The organism is Stenotrophomonas sp. C9D9 (assembly GCF_056491205.1).
The window spans coordinates 319,951-339,302 of record NZ_JBSZIF010000006.1 but is presented as its reverse complement, the minus strand read 5'-3'; the positions used below and the strand labels follow the sequence as shown (position 1 = coordinate 339,302).

Below are 19,352 nucleotides of genomic sequence, written 5' to 3'. Positions count from 1 at the left end.
ATGTTGCCGCCCCCATGAAACTGCCCTGCCCCTCCCCTCGTCCCCTGGCCATCGCCTTGTGCATGGCCTTGGCGACCCCCTGCCTGCTGCCTGCCACGGTCCATGCACAAGAGACCGCCGCTGCGGTTCGCTGGCAGATTCCAGCCGGTGCGCTCGACCAGGCCCTGACCGCGTTCGGCCAGCAATCGGGCCTGTCCATCGCCGCCGACGCGCGCCTCACCCGCGGCCGCCACAGCAACGGCGTGGAGGCCACGCTCGGCGCGGACACCGCATTGGCGCAGCTGCTGGCCGGTACCGGCCTGACCTTCCAGCGTGACGCCAATGGCGTGGTGCTGCAGACGGCACCCGACGCTGAAGCCGGCGTGCGCCAGATCGGCACGCTGCGCGTGGCCGGCCAGGCCAGCGAAGGTGCTTCGCCGTGGGGGCTGGCCGATGCCGATGCGGTCTACCGTGACAGCGGCTCGCGCGTGCACCTGGACCGCCAGCAGCTGGAACGCTTCCGCGGCCAGTCGATCGGCGATGTGCTGGCCGGTGCGGTCGGCGTGCATACCGCAGACGTGCGCAATGGCGGCGCACTCGACGTCAACATCCGCGGCCTGCAGGGCCAGAACCGGGTGCCGGTGATCATCGACGGTGGCCAGCAGGCCATCGACGTGTACCGCGGCTATGCCGGCGTGCAGCAGCGCAGCTATCTCGACCCCGATCTGATCAGCGCGGTCAGCATCGAGAAGGGCCCGAGCCTCGCCGCCAACGCGGCCAGCGCGATCGGTGGCGTGGTCTACATGGAAACGCTGAATGTCGATGACATCCTCGACGACGACCAGGCCTGGGGCCTGCGCGTGCGCGGCGGCGTGGCCGACAACAGCATCGACCGTACGCGCGTGTTCAAGCAGGTGGCGCGTGGCAGCGAGAACCGCAACAGCCTGCGTGACCCGCGCGACTGGAACGGCAGCGTGGCCTTCGCCCAGCGCGGCGAAGACTGGCAGCTGGTCGCGGCCTATGCGCGGCGCCGCCAGGGCAACTACTTCGCCGGCAGCAACGGTGCACATCGCTACGACGACCAGCACCTGTCCAGCGGCGGCACGGGCATGTCCAGCCAGGCGGTCTCGGACATGTACCACCCCGGCGATGAGGTACTCAACACGCACACCGACAACGAATCGGCGTTGCTGAAATTCACCTGGACCCCAAACCCCGACCAGCGCCTGGAGCTGAGCCACCGCTACTTCAATTCGAGCTTCGGCGAGATCATGCCGTCGGCGATCGGTCGCGTGGGCGAGTCCAGCGAATGGGTGACCTACGTGGACAAGGCCAACACCATGTTCGAGTTCGAGCCGGGGAAAATGCGGGTCAACGCCACCTCGCTGCGCCACCGCTACCGGCCCGAGGCACATCCATGGCTGGATCTGAGCAGCACCCTGTGGTTCACCACCGCCACCAGCCGCATGTTCAACAGCAACATCGCCAACACGCCGCTGTTCAAGGAAATGGCCTCCGACCAGATGCCCGACACGCTGGGCGAGACCTACGGCCCCGGCCTGCAGTCGGACGTGAAGACCCAGCGTTGGGGCGTGGACAGCAGCAACACCACGCGCTTCAGCAACGGCCTGGGTGACTGGACGCTGCGCTATGGCGCCTCCTTCCAGCACGAGGACACCGCACCGAACTCGCCGGTGCTGCCGGTGGACTACAACAACAACCGCTACCTGCGCTCGGGCACGCGCCGCGAGGCCAGCGTGGTGGCGTCGCTGCAGTGGCAGCCGTGGGACTGGCTGTCGCTGACCGCCGGCGGCCGCTTCATCGACTACCGCACCCGCGACCGCAACCGCGTGGCCTTCGTCAGCGAATCGCGCGACCTGCGCTACACCTTCGCGCGCCTGAGCAAGGGCGGACAGCTGCTACCGGGCTGGTACAAGGAGTGGTACCCCGATGCACAGGGCAACTACACCTATGACTCGCTGCGCGCCACGCCCTACGGCGACAGCACGCTGGGCCAGGCCTATGACTTCGACGGCTTCATTCCTGATCCGCGCGGTGCCAACGGCTTCTATACCAAGCAGATTCCCACCGCCTGGGGCTACAAGCCGGCGATCCGGCGCTCCGGCCACGGCTTCGCGCCCTATGCCGAAGCACGCTTCAACCTCGACGCGGACATGTTCTTCTACGTGAAGTACGCGCAGGGCTGGAAGATGCCCAGCCTGTTCGAGTCGACGCTGGGCAACAGCACCTCGGCGCCGGTGGCTGACCTGAAGCCGGAGAAGAACCGTTCCTGGGACATCGGCTTCAGCCTGCTCAAGCAGGACCTGTGGCGCGACGGTGATCGCCTGGCGTTCAAGGTCGCCTGGTTCAAGAACGATATCCACAACGCGATCACCCGCCGCTTCGATTCCAGCAACTGGGGGTTCTACGTCGACAACGTCGACAACTACACGGTGTCCGGCTACGAGCTGCAGTCCGGTTATGACGCCGGCATCGCCTACCTGGACCTGTCGGCCAGCTACTACCAGCGCGCGCGCACCTGCGATGCGGCCACCGCCAAGCGCCTGCGCGAAGACCCGTATGCGAAATGGAGCAAGCTGGACACCACGCCGGATTGCGTGGATGGCGGCTTCGGCACCTCGTTCGTCAACGCACAGAACCCGCCGAAGTACTCGATCCACAGCACGCTGGGCTTCCGCCTGTTCGACAAGCGGCTGGATACCGGCATCCGCCGCACCTACAACAGCGGCCCCACCCACGAACTGGACAAGCCCTGGAACACCACCGGTTCGACCGGCCTGCAGAACATCTACCTGCCGACCGCGATCTATGACTTCTACGCACGCTGGCAGTTCACCCCGCGCAGCGAAGTGGAGCTGGTGGTCAGCAACCTGCGCAACACCTACTACATGGACACGCTGGCGATGAGCCTGATGCCGGGCCCGGGTCGCACCACGCGGCTGAACTTCACCGCACGCTTCTGAGTGCTTCAGAAACAGCTCCGCCCCGGGGAGATCATCCCCGGGGCGCTTGCCTGCGGCGGCTCACGCTCTGGCAGATACCAACCTGGGTTGGCACCGCGACTCCGCACAGGTGGGTGCCAACCTTGGTTGGCACAGCGACGCGTTACTTCGCGGTACTCAGCAGCAGCACCGCGAAAGTGACCAGCGCGATGCCGATCCAACCAATCGGACGCAGGCGGTTGCCGAACAACAGGCGGCCGCAGGTAGCGGTACCGATCACGCCGATCGCACCCCACATCGCATAGGCGGTGGCCAGGTCCATGTAGCGCACCGCCTGGCCCAACAGGGCGAAGGCGATCCAGACCATGACGATCGCGCCGACGCCCCAGCGCCAGCGGCGGAAGCCTTCCGACTTGGCCACCATCATGTTGGCGGCGACGTCGATCAGCGCAGAACAGATCACGAAAAACAGAGCGAGCGTATTCATCAGTGCGCCTCCCCGAGGGTGACGCAGACGATGCCGACCACCGCCAGCACCAGGCCGGCCAGCTGCTGCAGCGACAGGCTTTCACCAAAGACGGTGAGGCCGACCACGGTCAGCAGGGTCAGGCCGAGGCCTTCCCAGACTGCATAGGCCACGCCAACGGCGATACGGCGCACCGACTGCGCCAGGAAGAAGTAGGACAGCGCCAGCGCGCCGGCCATGATCAGGTAGCCGGTCCAGCCGCCATCGCGGGCGGCATGGGCCATGAACGAGGTGCCGACCACTTCGGCGACGATCGCCACGGTCAGGCAGGCCCAGGCGACCAGCGCGCCACGGGCGGAAACAGTACGGGACATGTGAAACTCCTTGCAGGGCGGGGACCGCGCCGCCTCATCAATGGATCCACGCCGTGCGTGGAGGGTCCGGAACGCCCCGCAGACGGGGGCGACGGAAGCCAGTATCATCGTCTTTTACGGTGGTATCAAAATGGATTCCATCGACAAGAGCGATGGATCAATGCCCTACTCCCCTGAATCCCTGCAGGCCTTCGTCGAAGCCGCCGCGCTGGGCTCGTTCTCGGCGGCGGCGCGACGCCTGCGCAAGACCCAGTCGACGGTCAGCACCGCCATTGCCCACCTGGAAGCTGACCTGGGCGTGAGCCTGTTCGACCGCAGCGGGCGCTACCCGCAGCTGACCGAGGCCGGCCGCCAGGTGCTGGGCCACGCGCAGGAGATCCTTGCCGCCGATGGCCGCCTGCAGCAGTTGAGCGTGCGCCTGGCCGCGCCGGTCGAACCGCGCCTGACCGTGGCGTTCTCCGATGTCTACCAGCTGGACCCGGAGCAGCGGATCCTGCAGCGCTTCGCCGAAGCGTTCCCGGAGATCGAACTGGAATGGCTGGATGCCGAGGGCGAGGACGTGCTGGAACTGGTGAGCAACGGTCGCGCCGCGCTGGGCCTGCTGCCACGGCAGGAGCACTATCCGGATGGGCTGGTGGCACGGCCGCTGGCCCACCATAGCGAACTGTCGGTGTATGTAGCGCGCGAGCATCCGCTGGCCAGCGCCGGCCGTCGCGCCGCCGCACAGCTGGCGCGGCACCGGCAGGTGCGCTTGAGCGCCGAGGTCGACCACGCGCGCGTGGTCACCGGCCTGGCGTGGACCGCCACCGACTACCTGATGGTGATGGAGATGGCCGAGGACGGCATCGGCTGGGCCGAACTGCCGCGGGCGCTGGTACAGCGCTACGACCGCGGGCGGTTGCTGGAACTGGTGCTGCCCGGCTGGCCACGGCGCATCCACAGCGACCTGCTGTGGCGCCGCGACACGCCGCCAGGGCCAGCCGCACTGTGGTGGGCAGACGCGCTGGGCTGAGGTAGTGCCGGCCGCTGGCCGGCAATCTCTTTGTCCCGTGGCTGCCGGCCAGCGGCCGGCACTACCGAACCGATCAGCGATGGGCGAGCGCGTAATCCAGCGCCGAGCACACCGCCGCCACCTGTGCCTCGTTGCACTGCTGCGGGGTCGCGCGCGGGCTGTCCGGGTAGACCTCGGTGGTGGTGGTGTACTTCGCGCCGGTAATGCCGGCGCACAGGCCCAGCTTCACCAGTGGGTACTCGATCACGCCATGGGCCACCACCGGCGAACCGATGATCTCGCCCTTATCGTCGGCCGGGGCGATGTGGGTGACCTTCTCCACCGCGGCGATCACTGCCTGCTGGAAGGCCGCCTGCGGGTTCTCGCTGTCGTCCACCAGATAGAAGCCATCGGGAATCAGGCCCGGCTCGAACGGCTTGCCATCACGCGCCGCCAGCGCCGGGCGGAACTCGCTTTCGTCGCTGTCGGTGGTTTCGTGCAGGTCGATGTGCAGCACGAACTGGTCCTTGATCGGTGCGATCAGCTCGATCAGGGCGGTCGACTCGCGGGCCGGGCCATCGGCGCGGAAATTGCGGTTCGGGTCGATCGCATCGAAGTTCCAGCGGTTGATGCGCTCGAAGCCCCACGGATTCACGCACGGCGCCACCAGCAGGTTGGCCTTGCCGGCATAGTCGGCGGCGTGCTTTTCGAGGAACTCCAGCGCGCCCATCACGCCGCTGGTCTCGTAGCCGTGCACGCCACCGGTGACCAGCGCAGCCGGCAGCGCCGGGTTCCAGTCGCGGCTGCGCAGGGCGAACAGGGTGTAGGTCTCGCCGGCGTAATCGAGCTGGCCATAGGCCATCTTGTCGAAGCGCGGGGCCAGCGCTTCGATACGCGGCAGCACCTCCTCGTCGTAGCGACGCAGGCGCTGCTGGCGGCCACGCCACGCCTCCCCGTTCCGCCGTTCCCCACGGCTGGCCAGGGGTTCCGACGGGGTAGAAAGCGGCTTGGGACATGGCGGATCTCAGCGAGTCAGGAAGCAATCACGCACTTTACCACCGGCCCGCCGGCAGAAACCGCAGACGCATTCCATTGGCGAATGGAATCAGCAATAATTCTCATTTATGACCTTCCACAACCTGCACCGATGCCCATCAACGCCCTCCGACCGGCCCGCCTGCCCCTGGCCGCCGCCCTCGCCCTGTGCCTGCTTCCGGCCGCCAGCGCCTTCGCCCAGAACGGCGCCACCACGCTGGACAGCATCCAGGTCTCCGGCAGCTGGCTGGGCACCGGCCTCCACGACAGCGTGAAGAACTTCGCTGGCGCGCGCACCGTGGTGGACCGTCAGCGCATCGAGGCCAGCGGGGCGGCCAGCATCGGCGATGCCATGCGCCGCATTCCCGGCGTGCAGGTCACCGACAACTCCGGTACCGCCGGCAGCTCGGTGTCGCTGAACATCGGCGTGCGCGGCCTGACCGGGCGCTACTCGCCGCGCTCGACCGTGCTGCTGGACGGCGTACCGCTGGCGGTGGCGCCGTATGGACAGCCGCAGCTGTCGTTCGCGCCGACCAGCCTGTCCAACATCGAATCGATCGACGTGGTGCGCGGCGGCGGCGCGGTGCGCTACGGGCCGCAGAACGTGGGCGGCATCATCAACTTCAGCACTCGCGCCATTCCGACCGGCACCGGCCTGCACGGTGGGGCCGGTGTGCGCTACACCGCCTACGATCACGGCGGCGGTGACAGCACCCAGTACAACGCCTTCCTCGGCGGCACCGGCGACAACGGGCTGGGCGCCGCCCTGCTGTACTCCGGCCAGGACGGCCGCGGCTGGCGCCAGGGCAGCGATGACCGCTTCAACGATCTCGCCTTGAAGTTCGCGTACGCCATCGACGAACAGCAGGAACTGCGTGCCAAGCTGTCCTATTACGATGTGCGCTCGCTGACCCCGGGCGGCCTGACCCGCGCGCAGTACGAGGCCGACCCGTTCCAGAACACCCGCCCGACCGATTTCTGGAAGGGCCACCGCACCGGCATCGACCTGGGCTACACCAACACGCTGTCGGACAACAGCGAGTTCGAGGTGCTGGCCTATTACAACGAGAGCAGCCGTGCCAGCTCGCTGATCAACACGGCCGGTACCCAGCTGACCGTGCAGCCGCGCGATTACCGCGTGCTCGGCATCGAGCCGCGCTACACCCAGCGCCTGCAGTGGGGCAGTACGGTGCATGACATCACCACCGGCTACCGCTTCCTGCGCGAGCGCGGCAACGACCGCAGCTACACCGTCACCCGCCGCACCGGCGCGGCCAGCGCCACCACCCGCTTCGACAACGCCACCGACGCGCACGCCTTCTACATCGACGACCGCATCGCGATCGGCCAGTGGCGGATCACCCCGGGCGTGCGCATGGAATGGATCGACATGGACCGCCGCCAGGCGGGTGGCGCGGCGACCTTCAGCAGCCGCAACGACAAGGCGCTGCCCTCGCTCAACATCGCCTACCTGCTGACCCCGCAGCTGACCGTGTTCGGCAACTACACCACCTCGTTCGGGCCGGTGCAGAACATCCAGCTGAATTCGCAGACCGCCGCAACCCGCTGAAACCGGAAATCGCCAGCGACCACTGAGCTCGGTGCGCGCTGGCAGGACGGCGCACTGCGCGCGGAAGTGACCGTGTTCAAGATGCGCTTCGACAACCAGATCCTGCAGGTACCGGGGATCACCCCACCGACCTTCCAGAACATCGGCGCCACCGACCACAAGGGCGTGGAAAGCGCGCTGGAGTACCACTTCAGCGAAGACAGCGCACTGGCCGGGTTGGAGCTGTACGCCAACTACACCTGGACCAAGGCGATCCAGCAGTCCGGCGACAACCGTGGCCTGGACGTGCCGTTCTACTCGCGCGACACCGACAGCGTCGGCGCCCGCTACGCGCTGGCCGGCTGGACCTTCAATGTCTCCAGCACCCACCAGAGCGGCCAGTTTTCCGATGCGGCCAACACCTGGGATGAGACCGCCGACGCACGCGTGGGCCGCGTGCCGGGCGTACGCCTGTGGAATGCGCAGGTGGCCTGGCAGGTGCCGGGGCTGGCCGACAGCGAGATCGCGCTGGGCGTCAACAACCTGGCGGACAAGCGCTGGTACACCCGCAACGTCGATGGCAATGCCGGCCGCGTGGTGGCCGCGCCGCGCACCTTCTACGTGCAGGGCCGCTACCGCTTCTGACGCAGTAACCGCCCGATGCAGTGACGGCGGCGATCACGGTGGCGGCGTATCATGCCGCCACCATGTCATTGCCTGTTTCGCCATCGCGCCTGCATCTGGCCTTCCAGGGCCTGCGCCTGCGCCTGCGCGGCAGCGACCTGTGGTTCATCGCGCTTGCCCTGCTGGTCGGCCTGATCGCCGGCTACCTGACCCTGCTGCAGTCCGGCATCGCACGCTGGCTGCAGGGCACCCTGTACGGGCTGGACGACGGCATGCGCCTGAGTTCCCTGCCCTCGCTGACCTGGACCGCGCTGCTGGTACTGCCGCTGGGTGGCCTGCTGGTCGGGCTGGTCAGCCTGGCCGCGACCCGGCTCAAGCGGCCCCTGCTCGATGCGGTGGAAGCCAATGCCCTTCATGGCGGCCGCATGTCGATGCGCGACAACCTGATCGTGCTGACCCAGACCCTGCTGTCCAACGGCTGCGGCGCCTCGGTCGGGCTGGAGGCGTCGTATACGCAGATGGGCGCGGGCAGCGGCTCGCAGCTGGGCCGGGTGATGCGCCTGCGCCGCAACGACGTGCGCATCCTGGTCGGCGCCGGTGCCGCCGGCGCCATCGCGGCCGCCTTCGGGGCGCCACTGGCGGGTGCGTTCTATGCGTTCGAGATCGTCATCGGCGCCTACACCCCGGCCGCGCTGGCCCCGGTGGCCGTTGCCGCCCTGGCCGGTGCATTCGTGGCCGACCAGGCCGGCATCGAGGCCTACCTGCTGCCGGCTGCCTCGACGATTGATGTCCGCGCCGCCGACTACGCCATCTACGGCCTGCTCGGCTGCTGCTGCGCGATGGTCGGCATCGCGGTGATGCGGCTGATTGCCTCGATCGAGGGCACGGTCAAGCGCAGTCCGTTGCCGCTGTGGGGCCGGCCGGTGGTGGGTGGCCTGCTGCTGATCCCGCTGGCGCTGGCCAGCCCGCAGGTGCTGTCGTCCGGCCATGGCGCGCTGCACCTGGACCTGACCACGCATCTGCCGCTGATCTGGATCGGCGGGCTGCTGACCCTGAAGTGCCTGGCCTCCGGCATCTCGCTGGGCTTCGGCTTCCGGGGCGGACTGTTCTTCGCCTCGTTGTTCATGGCACCCTGGTCGGCGCCCTGTTCGCCGGCCTGCTGGCGATGGCCACCGGCGTGCCGGTGATTGATGCAACTTCGGCCGCCCTGGCCGGGATGGCGGCGCTGGCCGCCGCCGTGGTCGGCGCACCGATGACCATGGCCATGCTGGTGCTGGAAGGCACCCATGACTTCCTGTTGACCAGCGTGGTGATGAGTGCGGTGCTGGTCTCCAGCACGCTGGTGCGGCAGTGGTTCGGCTATTCGTTCTCGACCTGGCGCATGCACCTGCGCGGCGAGACCATCAAGAGCGCACGCGACGTCGGCTGGGTGCAGAACCTCAATGCCGGCCGGCTGATGCGCAAGGGCGTGGCGACCGCACCGGCCGACCTCGACGCTGCCGCGTTCCGCCAGCGCTTCCCGCTGGGTTCGGGCAGCCGGGTGGTGCTGATCGATGGCGAAGGCCACTATGCCGGCATCGTGCAGATCCCACGCGTGTACGGCGATGGCGTAAGAAACCGGAGACCATCATCGGCGAGCTGGCCGAGAACCGTGACGTGTCACTGTCACCGGCCGCCGACGTGGTCAGCGTGATGCAACGCTTCGACCAGACCCAGGCCGACGAACTGGCGGTGGTCGCCGCCGACGGCCAGGTGCTGGGCGTGGTCTCCGAAGCCTTCGTGCGCAAGCGCTACGCCGAGGAACTGGACAAGCGCCAGCGCGAACTGATGGGCGAGCGCGTCGAGGACAGCGACTGACCCGCAAAAAGGGGACGGAGGGGATTAAGTCGTTTCTGGCACGCTGGAAATCCACGCATGGCGTGGATCTACTGTCACTTCGACCGGGTAGACTCCCGCCATGCGCTTCATTGAAACCTTCCAGGCCGGCCCCTTCGCCGACACCGTGGTCAGCCTGCTGGCCGCCTTCGTGCTCGGCACGCTGATCGGCGCCGAGCGCCAGTACCGGCAACGCACCGCCGGCCTGCGCACCAACGTGCTGGTGGCGGTGGGTGCAGCCGCCTTCGTCGACCTGGGCATGCGTATCGCCGGCAGCGCCGAGGCGGTGCGGGTGATCTCCTACGTGGTCTCCGGGGTCGGCTTCCTCGGCGCCGGCGTGATCATGAAGGAAGGCATGAACGTGCGCGGCCTGAATACTGCCGCCACCCTGTGGTGCTCGGCGGCGGTCGGCAGCTGCACCGGTGCGGACATGCTGGCCGAAGGCGTGCTGCTGACGGTCTTGATCATCGCCGGCAACACCCTGCTGCGGCCGCTGGTGAATGCGATCAACCGTATCCCGATCAACGAGACGGCGACCGAAGCCACCTACGAGGTGCGCCTGAGCGTGGATGCCGAAGCCGTGCCGCGGGTGCGCGAGCGCCTGGTCGATGCGCTGGAGGCTGCGCAGTACCCGGTGGGTGATGTGCAGGTGGTCGAGCATGCCGACGCGCCCACCGATGTGATCGCGGTGCTGGTCAGTACGGCGGTCAGTGCCGACGAGCTGGACGTGGTGCTGGCACGGATGGAACACGTGCCGGGCGTGCTGCATGCCACCTGGGAAGTCAGCACCCGCGATTGATTCACCCACGCATAGCGTGGTGCAGTAGATCCACGCCATGCGTGGATGCTCTTCTCTCACCCTCCCGCGATGCGCTGCTGGGCCCTCAACAACCTGCGGAACGAACCGCACTGGCGTGCATCCTGCGCTTCCGGGCAGGCCGCGGCGCGTTGCAGGTGACGGCGTATCCGCTGCAGCTGGCTGATCTGTTGCTGCAGCACATCAGCCTGCGCCAGCAGGGCCTCACGATCCAGCGTGAGGCATCCGCGCTGCGGCGGCAGCGATGCCCCGATCTGCTGCAGCGACAGCCCGGCCGCCTGGCCGAGGCCGATCAGCGCCAGCCGCTCCAGCACCTGCTCGTCGTACTGCCGGCGCAAGCCGCGACGACCCAGGGCCTGCAACAACCCCAGCTGCTCGTAGTAGCGCAGGGTCGAGGCCGGCACGCCACTGCGCTTCACCACCTCGCCGATATCCAGTTCACGCACGGGCTTGACCTCAAGTCGCCTTCAAGCACCAACCTATGGGCAACTTCCCGGCAGGACAAGGCCATGGCCAGTACATCCCCCGTTGATCAGAATACGCTCTGGAATGGCCCTGGCGGCCAGATCTGGGTCGCCCAGCAGGCCATCCTCGATGGACTGTTCCAGCCGATGGCCGACCTGCTGGTCGCCGAACTTCCGGAGACCGTCACGCAACTGCTCGACATCGGCTGCGGCACCGGCGCCAGCCTGCTGGCATCAGCCACGGCACGCCCGGCCGCCCACACTACCGGTCTCGACATCTCCGCGCCGATGCTGGCGCTGGCCCGCCAGCGCGCCGAGGCGGTGGGACTGGACGCGGACTTCATCGTGGCAGACGCGCAGCGGCATCCGCTGCCGTCCGCGCACTTCGACTGGATCCAGTCGCGGCTGGGCGTGATGTTCTTCGAGGACAGCCAGGCTGCCTTCGCCAACCTGCATCGTGCCTCGACACCGGGCGCGGGGCTGCGCTTCATCGCCTGGCGCAGTGCCGACGAGAACCCATTCATGACCACGGCCGAGCGCGCCATTGGCGATGCACTGGATCTGCCGCCCCGGGTGCCCGGCGCGCCGGGACAATTCGCCTTTGCCGATGGCGGGCAGGTACAGCGGCTGCTGCAGGCCGCCGGTTGGAAGGATGTGGAGCTGGTTGCGGTAGACCTGCCCTGCTCGATCGCCCGCGAAGACCTGCCGACCTATGTCGGCCAGCTGGGCCCGTTGGGGCTGGCCCTGCGCGCAATGCCGGAAGATCGCGCCGCGACGCTTCGCGAAAAGGCATTGGCTGCATTTGCACCGTTCATCGAAGGCGACCGTGTACGCGTGGATGCCGCCTGTTGGCTGGTCCGCGCCCGCGCCTAGGAAAAGGGGACGGAGGGGATTAAGTCGTTCTCGCCCCGGGTGTGCCGGAAACGACTTAATCCCCTCCGTCCCCTTTTTCTTCTACAGCGCCTCGCCGGCGTCGGCCAGGCGCGATTCGATCAGTGCGTACCACTGCTGCAGCACGTCGATCAGCATGTCCAGTTCGGCATCGGTGCGCTGTGCGCGGCCGCTGCGCAGGCAGGCCTGGGCTTCCTGCAGCTGGGCCAGGAACCCTGCCACGGTATCGGCCTGCAGGATCAGGCCCGGCAGGCGTCGCCCGGGGATGCGCACCACGGCATGGTTGCCGAGCTGGCCGTACACGCTGAGAGTGGCTTCCGTCTTCATGGAGAGGGGCAGGAATTGGGCATTCATCGCGTGCACCGTTTGAAAACCTGAGCCGCAGGCAGGCGTGGACGACGGGGGAGACGTTGCCACGCCTGCCGGCGGTCAGGGGGGACTCGGGATGCCGGGGCATCGCCCCGGCGCAGGAAGGTCAACGTGGCAGTGCCATCCCGGCGATCTGCACGCGCCGGTTCGGCGCCAGGCAGGCAATCAGCTCGCGCCGGTTGCGCTGCCCGCACTGCACGATCGGCTCGGCCGCGCCGCGTCCTTCGGCACTGATGCTGGCTGCAGGCACGCCACCCTGCACCAGCGCGCTGCGTACGGCCTCGGCGCGACGCTGCGACAGCGTCTGGTTGTAACTGGCGCTGCCGATACGGTCGGTGTAGCCGGTTACCCGGATCGACTGCACCTGCGCGGCTTCGCGTACCTGCGCCAGGATGCCCTGCACCGCATGCTGGCCTTCGGCGCTGAGCACCGCGCTGTCGAAACCGAACAACGCATCGGCCGACAGCCGCAGCGGCTGTTCCGGCAGCGGTGCCGGTACCGGTGCCGGCGGGGCCGGTGGACGCGGCGGCTCCAGCACGGCCGCGCACGATTCCGGCTTCCAGTAGCCCGCCTGGGCAATACCCTTGCTGTCAAAGCGGACCTGGAACTGGCAGGTGAAGTACTCCGCGCCCTGTGCGGTGCGGAAATTGAACAGGTAGTTCCACTCGCGCACGCCCCACATGCCTTCATTGAAATGCGGCGTGCCCAGCAGCGTGTACAGCTGCCGCTTGCTCATGCCCGGCGCGAAGCGGCGCAGGTCGGCGACGTCGGGATAGATGCCCTCCTTCAGCGAGGCCCTCGAGGCCTCCGGGAAGTGCACGGCGGTGGCTTCGGCAGGACCCTCGGCGGCCGGCGCATGGCTGCGGCAGGCGGCCAGCAGGCCCATCCCCAGGATCAGGCCCAGCGTGGTGGCGCATTGGCCGGCGCGGGCGATGCGATGCTGTTTCATGTCATTCCCCCTGTAGACGTTTCCGCGATGCCGGGCCGCGCGTGCGGCCCGGCGGCGGGGATCACCACTGGATGCCGGCACCGACGGCCACACCGGCCTCGCCACGGCTGTTGGTCGAACCGCTGAACTTGTAGATCCAGCGGCCGCCTTCGGAGACACCGGAGATACCGAGCGCCACGCCCGATTCGCCGTTGTAGCTGCCAGCGGCGATCGAGGCCATGCTGCGGCCCGCCTCGCTGGGCTGCGGCAGCGCCGCGGTGGCCATCGCCGAGGCGATACCGGCCGAGGCACGGTTGTCGGTCTTGCGCAGGTCGCGCTCGAAGCCGCCCATGCGCTCGTCGGTGTAGGCCTTCGACCAGTCCAGGGTCTGCGCCATGCCCGACTTCAGCTGGTCCACATTGACTGCGTCGGTACCGGCGGTGCCGGCGGCAACGTTGCGGACCGTGGTCGGGCCGCTGCTGGTGCTGCCTAGGGTGACACTGTTGTAGTTGGTGGCACCGTTGACCGTGGTGTCGTAGCGGATGGTGCCCTGCTGAGAGGCCTGCAACTGGCGCACGTTGACCGCATCGGTAGCCTGCGAGCCGTCGGCCACGTTGACCACCTGGCGTTCGGCACCGCTGGCGCCCACCGAAACCGTGTTGGCCCGGTTCGCCACCGAACCCGCACCCAGCGCCACCGAGTTGTCGGCCTGCGCCTGCGAACCATTGCCCAGCGCGGTCGAGTTGGCACCGGCGGCGGTGGAGCCTGCACCACCGGCGGCCGAGTTGGCGCCGCTGGCGGACGGGTCGGCCAGGTTGTTGGTGTTGTTGGCACGGAAGCTGCCGGCCACGTTGGTGATGTTCTGGATCTTCTGGTCCGTGTAGGACTTGGACTGGTCAATGGCGTAGTTCACGCCATTCTTCAGCTGGCCGACATTGGTCGCATCGTGGTCGTCCGAGCCATCGGCAACATGGGTGATCTTGCGCTCGCTGCCGCTGCTGCCGATCGACACCTCGCCAGCGGAGTTGCTGGCACCGGTCTGGCCGTAGGCGCCGGTGTAGCCGCTCTGTGCACCGACACTGGCCACCGAACCGGCACCCAGCGCCACGCTGTTGCCGGCACTGCTGCTGGCGCCGTTACCGACCGCCACGCTGTTGGCACCGGCTGCACTGGCCTGCGGACCGACCGCAACCGCTTCCGCACCGGCCGCGGTAGCTGCGGCTGCCGTCGAGTTCACCGCCAGGTAGGCACTGCCACCGCCACCGTTGGTGATGCGCTGGTTGAGGACCTTCAGCGAGCCATCGACGGCAGTGAAGGCGGCGGTGACGTTGTTGTAATCGCCGCTGGTGAAGGTGCCATCGGTGGCGATGCTGGAGATGCTGAACGTCGGCGCGGTCCACACATTGGTGGTGCCGTTGAAGGCAGTGGTGCCGCCGAAGTAGTTGGCGATGGTGCTGTGGGTGCTGAACAGCTGGTCGCCGGTGATGGCGTCGCTGCTGCCGGCCAGGATGCTGCCCGCGGCAACGTTGGTCACCTTCACTGCGCCCGTGCCGGTCCCCTTGAGGGTCACACTGTTGATCACATTGCCGCTGCCATCGACGTCGTACTTCACGGCCAGCTTGTCGATCTCGCCGGTCTGGTCGGCAACGTTGGCCAGCGAATTGCTGACCGCGTCGAAGGCGGTGCCGACGTCGTTGTAGCTGCCCTTGGTCACGGTGCCGTTGGCGGCAACGTTGTTGATCGAGTACGTCGGTGCGGTCAGCACGCCGCTGGCGTTGACCGCAGCGCCACCGCCGAGGTGGGTGGCCACGGCCTGGTTGGCCGCGAACAGCTGGGCACCGTTGATGGCCTCGCTGCTGGTGGCACTGACCTGGCCCGGGCCAAGGTTGCGCAGCGTGGTGGCGGTACCGGCCTGGCCCAGCGTGGCGCTGGCGTAGTTGACGCTGCCATCGGCATTGACGTCATAGCGCAACGCGCCCTGCTCCGAGGCCTGCAGCTGGCCCAGGTTGACCGCATCGGTCGCCGCGGTACCGGCCGCCATGTTGGTGACCTGGCGCTCGGCACCGGCGGCGCCGATCGACACGGAGTTGGCACGATCGGCCAGGCTGCCGGCACCCACCGCGATGCTGTTGGCCGCCGTCGCCCGCGCATTGGTGCCGACCGCGATCGAATCGGTGCCACTGGCCACCGCTTCAGTGCCGGTCGAGTTCACCCGCAGGTACTTGGTGCCGCCATTGCGGATATCGGTGATCTGCGAGTTGAGGTTGACCAGCGAGCCATCCACCGCCGCGAAGGCATCGGTGGCGTTGGTGTACAGGCCCTTGGCGATGGCGCCGCCGGTGGAGATCGTGCTGATCTCGAACAGCGGTGCGGTGAAGATGCCGCTGGCGGGATCGAAGGCCGCGCGGCCACCGAAGAAGCTGGCGATGGCGCTGTTGGTCGCCGCCAGCTGGCCGCCGTTGACCGCTTCCAGGCTGCCTGCGGTGACCGCACCGGCGGCAAGGTTGCCGATGGTGGTGGTGCCGGTGCCTGCGCCGAGCGTGACCCGGCGATAGTTCGGATTGCCGCCGGCATCCAGATCGTAGGTCACCGCGGCATCCGCCACGCCGTTGATCAGGCTGATCGCACCCTTCAGCTGCGCCACGTTGACCGCGTCGGTGTTGACGCTGCCCGCAGCCACATTGGTGATCTGGCGCTCGCCGCCGCCGGCGGTGCCCACCGACACTTCACCGGCCGAGACCTGCGGCGCAGTGAGGCCATAGGCACTGTAGCTGGCCTGCGCGCCGCGCAGCGCAGCCGAGCGGTAGCCCAGCGCGACCGAGTTGGCCTGGTTGGAGGTGGATTCGGCACCCAGCAGGGTCTGCCCGTTGGCGGTACCGACGGCGCTGTCGCCGACGACGACCGAATGACCCATGCGCGCGGCATAGTCGGCCGTCGGCACGCCGGTGGGATTGCTCGGATCGTTCACGCCATCGCCGGGGAAGGCGACGTTGGCATCGACCTTCGGCAGTTCATGGCGTGCGTTGGCACCGATCACCACTTCCTTGGAGCCGTTGGCGAAGGCACCATCGCCCATCAGCACCTGGTAGTCCTGGGCCGCGTTGACGGCCCAGCAGGAAATGTCGGCCAGCGCGATGTCCAGGCATTTGGCCGCCCAGGCCGGGGAATCCTTCGGCAGCAGCAGGCCCAGCAGGCCACCCGGATTGCCGTTGTTGATGTTGTAGATGTAGCTGTCGGAGGTGACGCCACCGATCAGGGTCAGGTGCGAGCTGCCACCCGTGGCAGCGCCGCCCAGTCCGTTGAGGGTGCTGCCGACCGGCGACAGGTTGACCACCGGCAGGCCCAGCACATTGACCGTTGAATAGGTCTGCATCACGTTGGCGTTGCTGAGCTTGAGGTTGCCGTTGCTCAGGTAGCCGTTGCCACCGAACAGGCTGGTGGTGGTCGGCCCGATCAGCTGGCCGACATTGCCGACCAGGCCACCGGTACCGATGATCAGGCCCGCATTCGGGTCGGCCGCCGCCGGCGCCTTCGGGCTGGTCGGCGGAATCGCAGAGGGTTTGGTCAGGCCGAGACCACTGAGCGTGCCACCGACCAGGCCACCCACGGCGCTGCCCAGATTGCCGATGGTGCCATTGAGATTGCCGTTGAGCAGGTTGCCCACCGCGCTGCCGACATTGCCCAGCGTGCTACCCAGCACACCGCCCAGGCCGCTGGTGGGGCTGCCGGTGGTGCCGTTGAGAATGCCGCCCACTGCACCACCGACCGTGCCGACGGTGTTGTTGAGCGTGCCACCCACTGCGCTGCCGACCTGGCCAACCGTGCCGTTCAGTGCACCGCCGACTGCGCCGACCGTGTTGTTGAGCGTGCCACCCACTGCGCCGCCAACGGTGCCAACGGTGCCGTTCAGTGCTCCGCCGACTGCGCCGACCGTGTTGTTGAGCGCGCCACCTACTGCACCCCCAACCGTTCCGACGGTGCCGTTCAGTGCTCCGCCGACTGCGCCGACCGTGTTGTTGAGCGTGCCACCCACCGCACCACCAACCGTTCCGACGGTGCCGTTCAGTGCTCCGCCGACTGCGCCGACCGTGTTGTTGAGCGCGCCACCTACTGCGCTGCCAGCGGTGCCAACGGTGCCGTTCAGTGCGCCACCGACTGCGCCGACCGTGTTGTTGAGTGCGCCACCTACTGCGCTGCCAACCTGGCCAACCGTACCGTTCAGCGTGCCGCCGACCGCACCGCCAACCGTTCCGACGGTGCCGTTCAGTGCGCCACCGACTGCGCCGACCGTGTTGTTGAGCGTGCCACCCACTGCGCCGCCAACGGTGCCAACGGTGCCGTTCAGTGCTCCGCCGACTGCGCCGACCGTGTTGTTGAGCGTGCCACCCACCGCACCACCAACCGTTCCGACGGTGCCGTTCAGTGCTCCGCCGACTGCGCCGACCGTGTTGTTGAGCGCGCCCCCTACTGCGCTGCCAGCGGTGCCAACGGTGCCGTTCAGTGCGCCACCGACTGCGCCGACCGTGTTGTTGAGTGCGCCACCTACTGCGCTGCCAACCTGGCCAACCGTACCGTTCAGCGTGCCGCCGACCGCACCGCCAACCGTTCCGACGGTGCCGTTCAGTGCGCCACCGACTGCGCCGACCGTGTTGTTGAGCGTGCCACCCACTGCGCCGCCAACTGTGCCAACGGTGCCGTTCAGTGCACCGCTCACTGCACCGCCAACCGTTCCGACAGTACCGTTCAGCGCGCCGCCGACAGCACCGCCCACCGTTCCGACGGTGCCCTTCAGCGCACCACCCACCGTGCTGCCGACCGCATCCGCAGCACCGTGAAGCGTCCCGCCGACAGCCCCCACCGCGCCACCCACCAGGTTGCCAACGCCCAGCGCGCTGTGCTGCGCGGCGACGGTCGCCTGTCCGGCCAGCTTCAGGTTGCGATCGGCGATCACTTCCTGGCCGTCCGGCGCCTGCACGCGCACCTTGCCGGCGGCGCCGGCATCGAACGCGGCACTGATGGCGCGATCATGCGTGTCACCCGGCAATTCCTCCTTGGCCGGCAACGTGACCGCAGCTGTCGCCCGGGCCTGGCCCTGACCTTCGATGTGATGGCCAGCCACCGCCAGATGCGCGTCGGTGTTGCCGTCGACAGAGGTCTTCAGGGACGAACCACTGAGGCCCGCCAACGCCTTGGCACCTGCATCGATCGAAGCGACCTGGCGGCCGGCGATGCCGACCTTGGCCTTGGCGCGTGCATCGGCGCCGACACCCAGCGGCGCCTGCGCGCCGGGCGCAACATTCGCTGCCAGCGACGCATCCACCTCTGCTGCCTTGCCCGCAGCGTTGCCCAGGCCGACAGTGGCGCGGACATCGGCCGCCAGCGCCGGCACGGCCACCTGCTTCGGCGTGGTGTCCGCTGCCAGCTTCACCTGCACGGTGGCCGGCAGTACGTCACGCACCACCGGCAGCGACGTGGTGTTCAACTGCAGGCCCAGGCGAGCGTCCGCACTGATCGCAGGGCTGCTCTGCGCCTGCCGTGCAGCGGCAGCCAGGGCCACTTCGGCGTCGACCTTGACCGGCATCGGCTGCGCATACTTCGCCGCAAGCGCTTGCAGGTCACGCAACGATTGATTGCTTTCCGATGCCCCTGCGTGGCCGCTGGCCAGCGCGCACAGCAGTGCCAGGGCCAGGGCGGTGGGCATCAGCAGGAAGGCGCGCGGATCGCGTGCGGCGCTGCCGCCGCTGTCGCCGGTGGCCAGTTCCGAGGCCACAACCAGAGCATTGAGCTGGCGGTTCCATACACGCCGGTAGATGCGGTTCATGAGCATTTCCCCCGTAGGCGAACAACTGGAATGTCAGTGGACTTGCCGTTAGGCAGGTGACTGACATTTCAGCGGTTGCAAAGGTGGCGGCGCACTTCAATCCGGCACGGCAATCGCGCATTCCGGCAAATCCACGGCCGGAATCGGCAGCCGTTTATGCAGAAGCGGCAACATGATCGGCAAGCGGATATGCAATTCCGGCATGA

Annotated in this window: 10 protein-coding genes and 3 pseudogenes; 6 read left to right on the top strand and 7 right to left on the bottom strand. The window is 68.0% G+C overall.

All coding sequences use genetic code 11. From position 1 onward, the window contains the following. The first annotated feature begins 14 nt into the window (after positions 1 to 14). Positions 15 to 2,963 carry a TonB-dependent receptor gene (locus ACXI0D_RS17030; protein WP_119006405.1) on the top strand — a complete coding sequence of 983 codons (2,949 nt, stop codon included), beginning with the start codon at positions 15 to 17 and terminating at the stop codon, positions 2,961 to 2,963. A 142-nt stretch (positions 2,964 to 3,105) separates the two neighbouring features. Here ACXI0D_RS17030 and ACXI0D_RS17025 read toward each other — a convergent pair whose 3' ends face one another. Beyond that, on the bottom strand, positions 3,106 to 3,429 hold the full coding sequence (locus ACXI0D_RS17025) for a DMT family transporter (RefSeq protein ID WP_119006406.1): 324 nt from the start codon (positions 3,427 to 3,429) through the stop codon (positions 3,106 to 3,108). Further along, entirely contained in the window at positions 3,429 to 3,782 is a 354-nt protein-coding gene (locus ACXI0D_RS17020; RefSeq protein ID WP_101765641.1) for an SMR family transporter, read from the bottom strand. The genes ACXI0D_RS17025 and ACXI0D_RS17020 overlap by 1 nt, the downstream gene beginning before the upstream one ends. A gap of 160 nt (positions 3,783 to 3,942) precedes the next feature. Between ACXI0D_RS17020 and ACXI0D_RS17015 the strand changes: the two genes are divergently transcribed. Then, positions 3,943 to 4,794: a LysR family transcriptional regulator gene (locus ACXI0D_RS17015; RefSeq protein ID WP_119006407.1), complete on the top strand. Its 852-nt coding sequence runs from the start codon at positions 3,943 to 3,945 to the stop codon at positions 4,792 to 4,794. A 73-nt stretch (positions 4,795 to 4,867) separates the two neighbouring features. Here the strand turns inward: ACXI0D_RS17015 and ACXI0D_RS17010 are convergent. Then, a pseudogene (locus ACXI0D_RS17010) lies at positions 4,868 to 5,789 on the bottom strand (M14 family metallopeptidase). Positions 5,790 to 5,872: 83 nt separating this feature from the next. On the opposite strand from ACXI0D_RS17010, the pseudogene ACXI0D_RS17005 reads away from it, so the two are divergent. From ACXI0D_RS17005 to ACXI0D_RS16995, 3 genes and pseudogenes are all read left to right on the top strand, one after another. Beyond that, positions 5,873 to 8,002 (top strand): annotated as a pseudogene (locus ACXI0D_RS17005) (TonB-dependent receptor family protein). Positions 8,003 to 8,022: 20 nt separating this feature from the next. Further along, a pseudogene (locus ACXI0D_RS17000) lies at positions 8,023 to 9,838 on the top strand (chloride channel protein). Between the two features lie 100 nt (positions 9,839 to 9,938). Next, complete coding sequence (locus tag ACXI0D_RS16995) at positions 9,939 to 10,655, top strand: MgtC/SapB family protein (protein ID WP_024957423.1); 717 nt, start codon at positions 9,939 to 9,941, stop codon at positions 10,653 to 10,655. A 56-nt stretch (positions 10,656 to 10,711) separates the two neighbouring features. Here ACXI0D_RS16995 and ACXI0D_RS16990 read toward each other — a convergent pair whose 3' ends face one another. Continuing rightward, the gene (locus ACXI0D_RS16990; protein ID WP_119006411.1) at positions 10,712 to 11,119 is read right to left on the bottom strand and encodes a MerR family transcriptional regulator; all 408 of its coding nucleotides are present in this window, start codon (positions 11,117 to 11,119) and stop codon (positions 10,712 to 10,714) included. A gap of 63 nt (positions 11,120 to 11,182) precedes the next feature. On the opposite strand from ACXI0D_RS16990, the gene ACXI0D_RS16985 reads away from it, so the two are divergent. Further along, positions 11,183 to 12,010: a class I SAM-dependent methyltransferase gene (locus tag ACXI0D_RS16985; RefSeq protein ID WP_101765647.1), complete on the top strand. Its 828-nt coding sequence runs from the start codon at positions 11,183 to 11,185 to the stop codon at positions 12,008 to 12,010. A gap of 81 nt (positions 12,011 to 12,091) precedes the next feature. On the opposite strand, the gene ACXI0D_RS16980 is transcribed toward ACXI0D_RS16985, so the two are convergent. The 3 genes from ACXI0D_RS16980 to ACXI0D_RS16970 form a co-directional block, all read right to left on the bottom strand. Continuing rightward, positions 12,092 to 12,382 carry a DUF6959 family protein gene (locus ACXI0D_RS16980; protein ID WP_014037513.1) on the bottom strand — a complete coding sequence of 97 codons (291 nt, stop codon included), beginning with the start codon at positions 12,380 to 12,382 and terminating at the stop codon, positions 12,092 to 12,094. A 121-nt stretch (positions 12,383 to 12,503) separates the two neighbouring features. Then, positions 12,504 to 13,346 (bottom strand): OmpA family protein, encoded by an 843-nt coding sequence (locus tag ACXI0D_RS16975; RefSeq protein ID WP_119006412.1) that lies wholly within the window; start codon positions 13,344 to 13,346, stop codon positions 12,504 to 12,506. Positions 13,347 to 13,407: 61 nt separating this feature from the next. Beyond that, positions 13,408 to 19,146 (bottom strand): ESPR-type extended signal peptide-containing protein, encoded by a 5,739-nt coding sequence (locus ACXI0D_RS16970; RefSeq protein ID WP_479642835.1) that lies wholly within the window; start codon positions 19,144 to 19,146, stop codon positions 13,408 to 13,410. Positions 19,147 to 19,352 lie beyond the last annotated feature (206 nt).

Coding starts and splice junctions, on each gene's coding strand:
- ACXI0D_RS17030 (WP_119006405.1), top strand. CDS start 15: ATGAAACTGCCCTGCCCCTCCCCTCGTCCCCTGGCCATCGCCTTGTGC.
- ACXI0D_RS17025 (WP_119006406.1), bottom strand. CDS start 3,429: ATGAATACGCTCGCTCTGTTTTTCGTGATCTGTTCTGCGCTGATCGAC.
- ACXI0D_RS17020 (WP_101765641.1), bottom strand. CDS start 3,782: ATGTCCCGTACTGTTTCCGCCCGTGGCGCGCTGGTCGCCTGGGCCTGC.
- ACXI0D_RS17015 (WP_119006407.1), top strand. CDS start 3,943: ATGCCCTACTCCCCTGAATCCCTGCAGGCCTTCGTCGAAGCCGCCGCG.
- ACXI0D_RS16995 (WP_024957423.1), top strand. CDS start 9,939: ATGCGCTTCATTGAAACCTTCCAGGCCGGCCCCTTCGCCGACACCGTG.
- ACXI0D_RS16985 (WP_101765647.1), top strand. CDS start 11,183: ATGGCCAGTACATCCCCCGTTGATCAGAATACGCTCTGGAATGGCCCT.
- ACXI0D_RS16980 (WP_014037513.1), bottom strand. CDS start 12,382: ATGAATGCCCAATTCCTGCCCCTCTCCATGAAGACGGAAGCCACTCTC.
- ACXI0D_RS16975 (WP_119006412.1), bottom strand. CDS start 13,346: ATGAAACAGCATCGCATCGCCCGCGCCGGCCAATGCGCCACCACGCTG.
- ACXI0D_RS16970 (WP_479642835.1), bottom strand. CDS start 19,146: ATGAACCGCATCTACCGGCGTGTATGGAACCGCCAGCTCAATGCTCTG.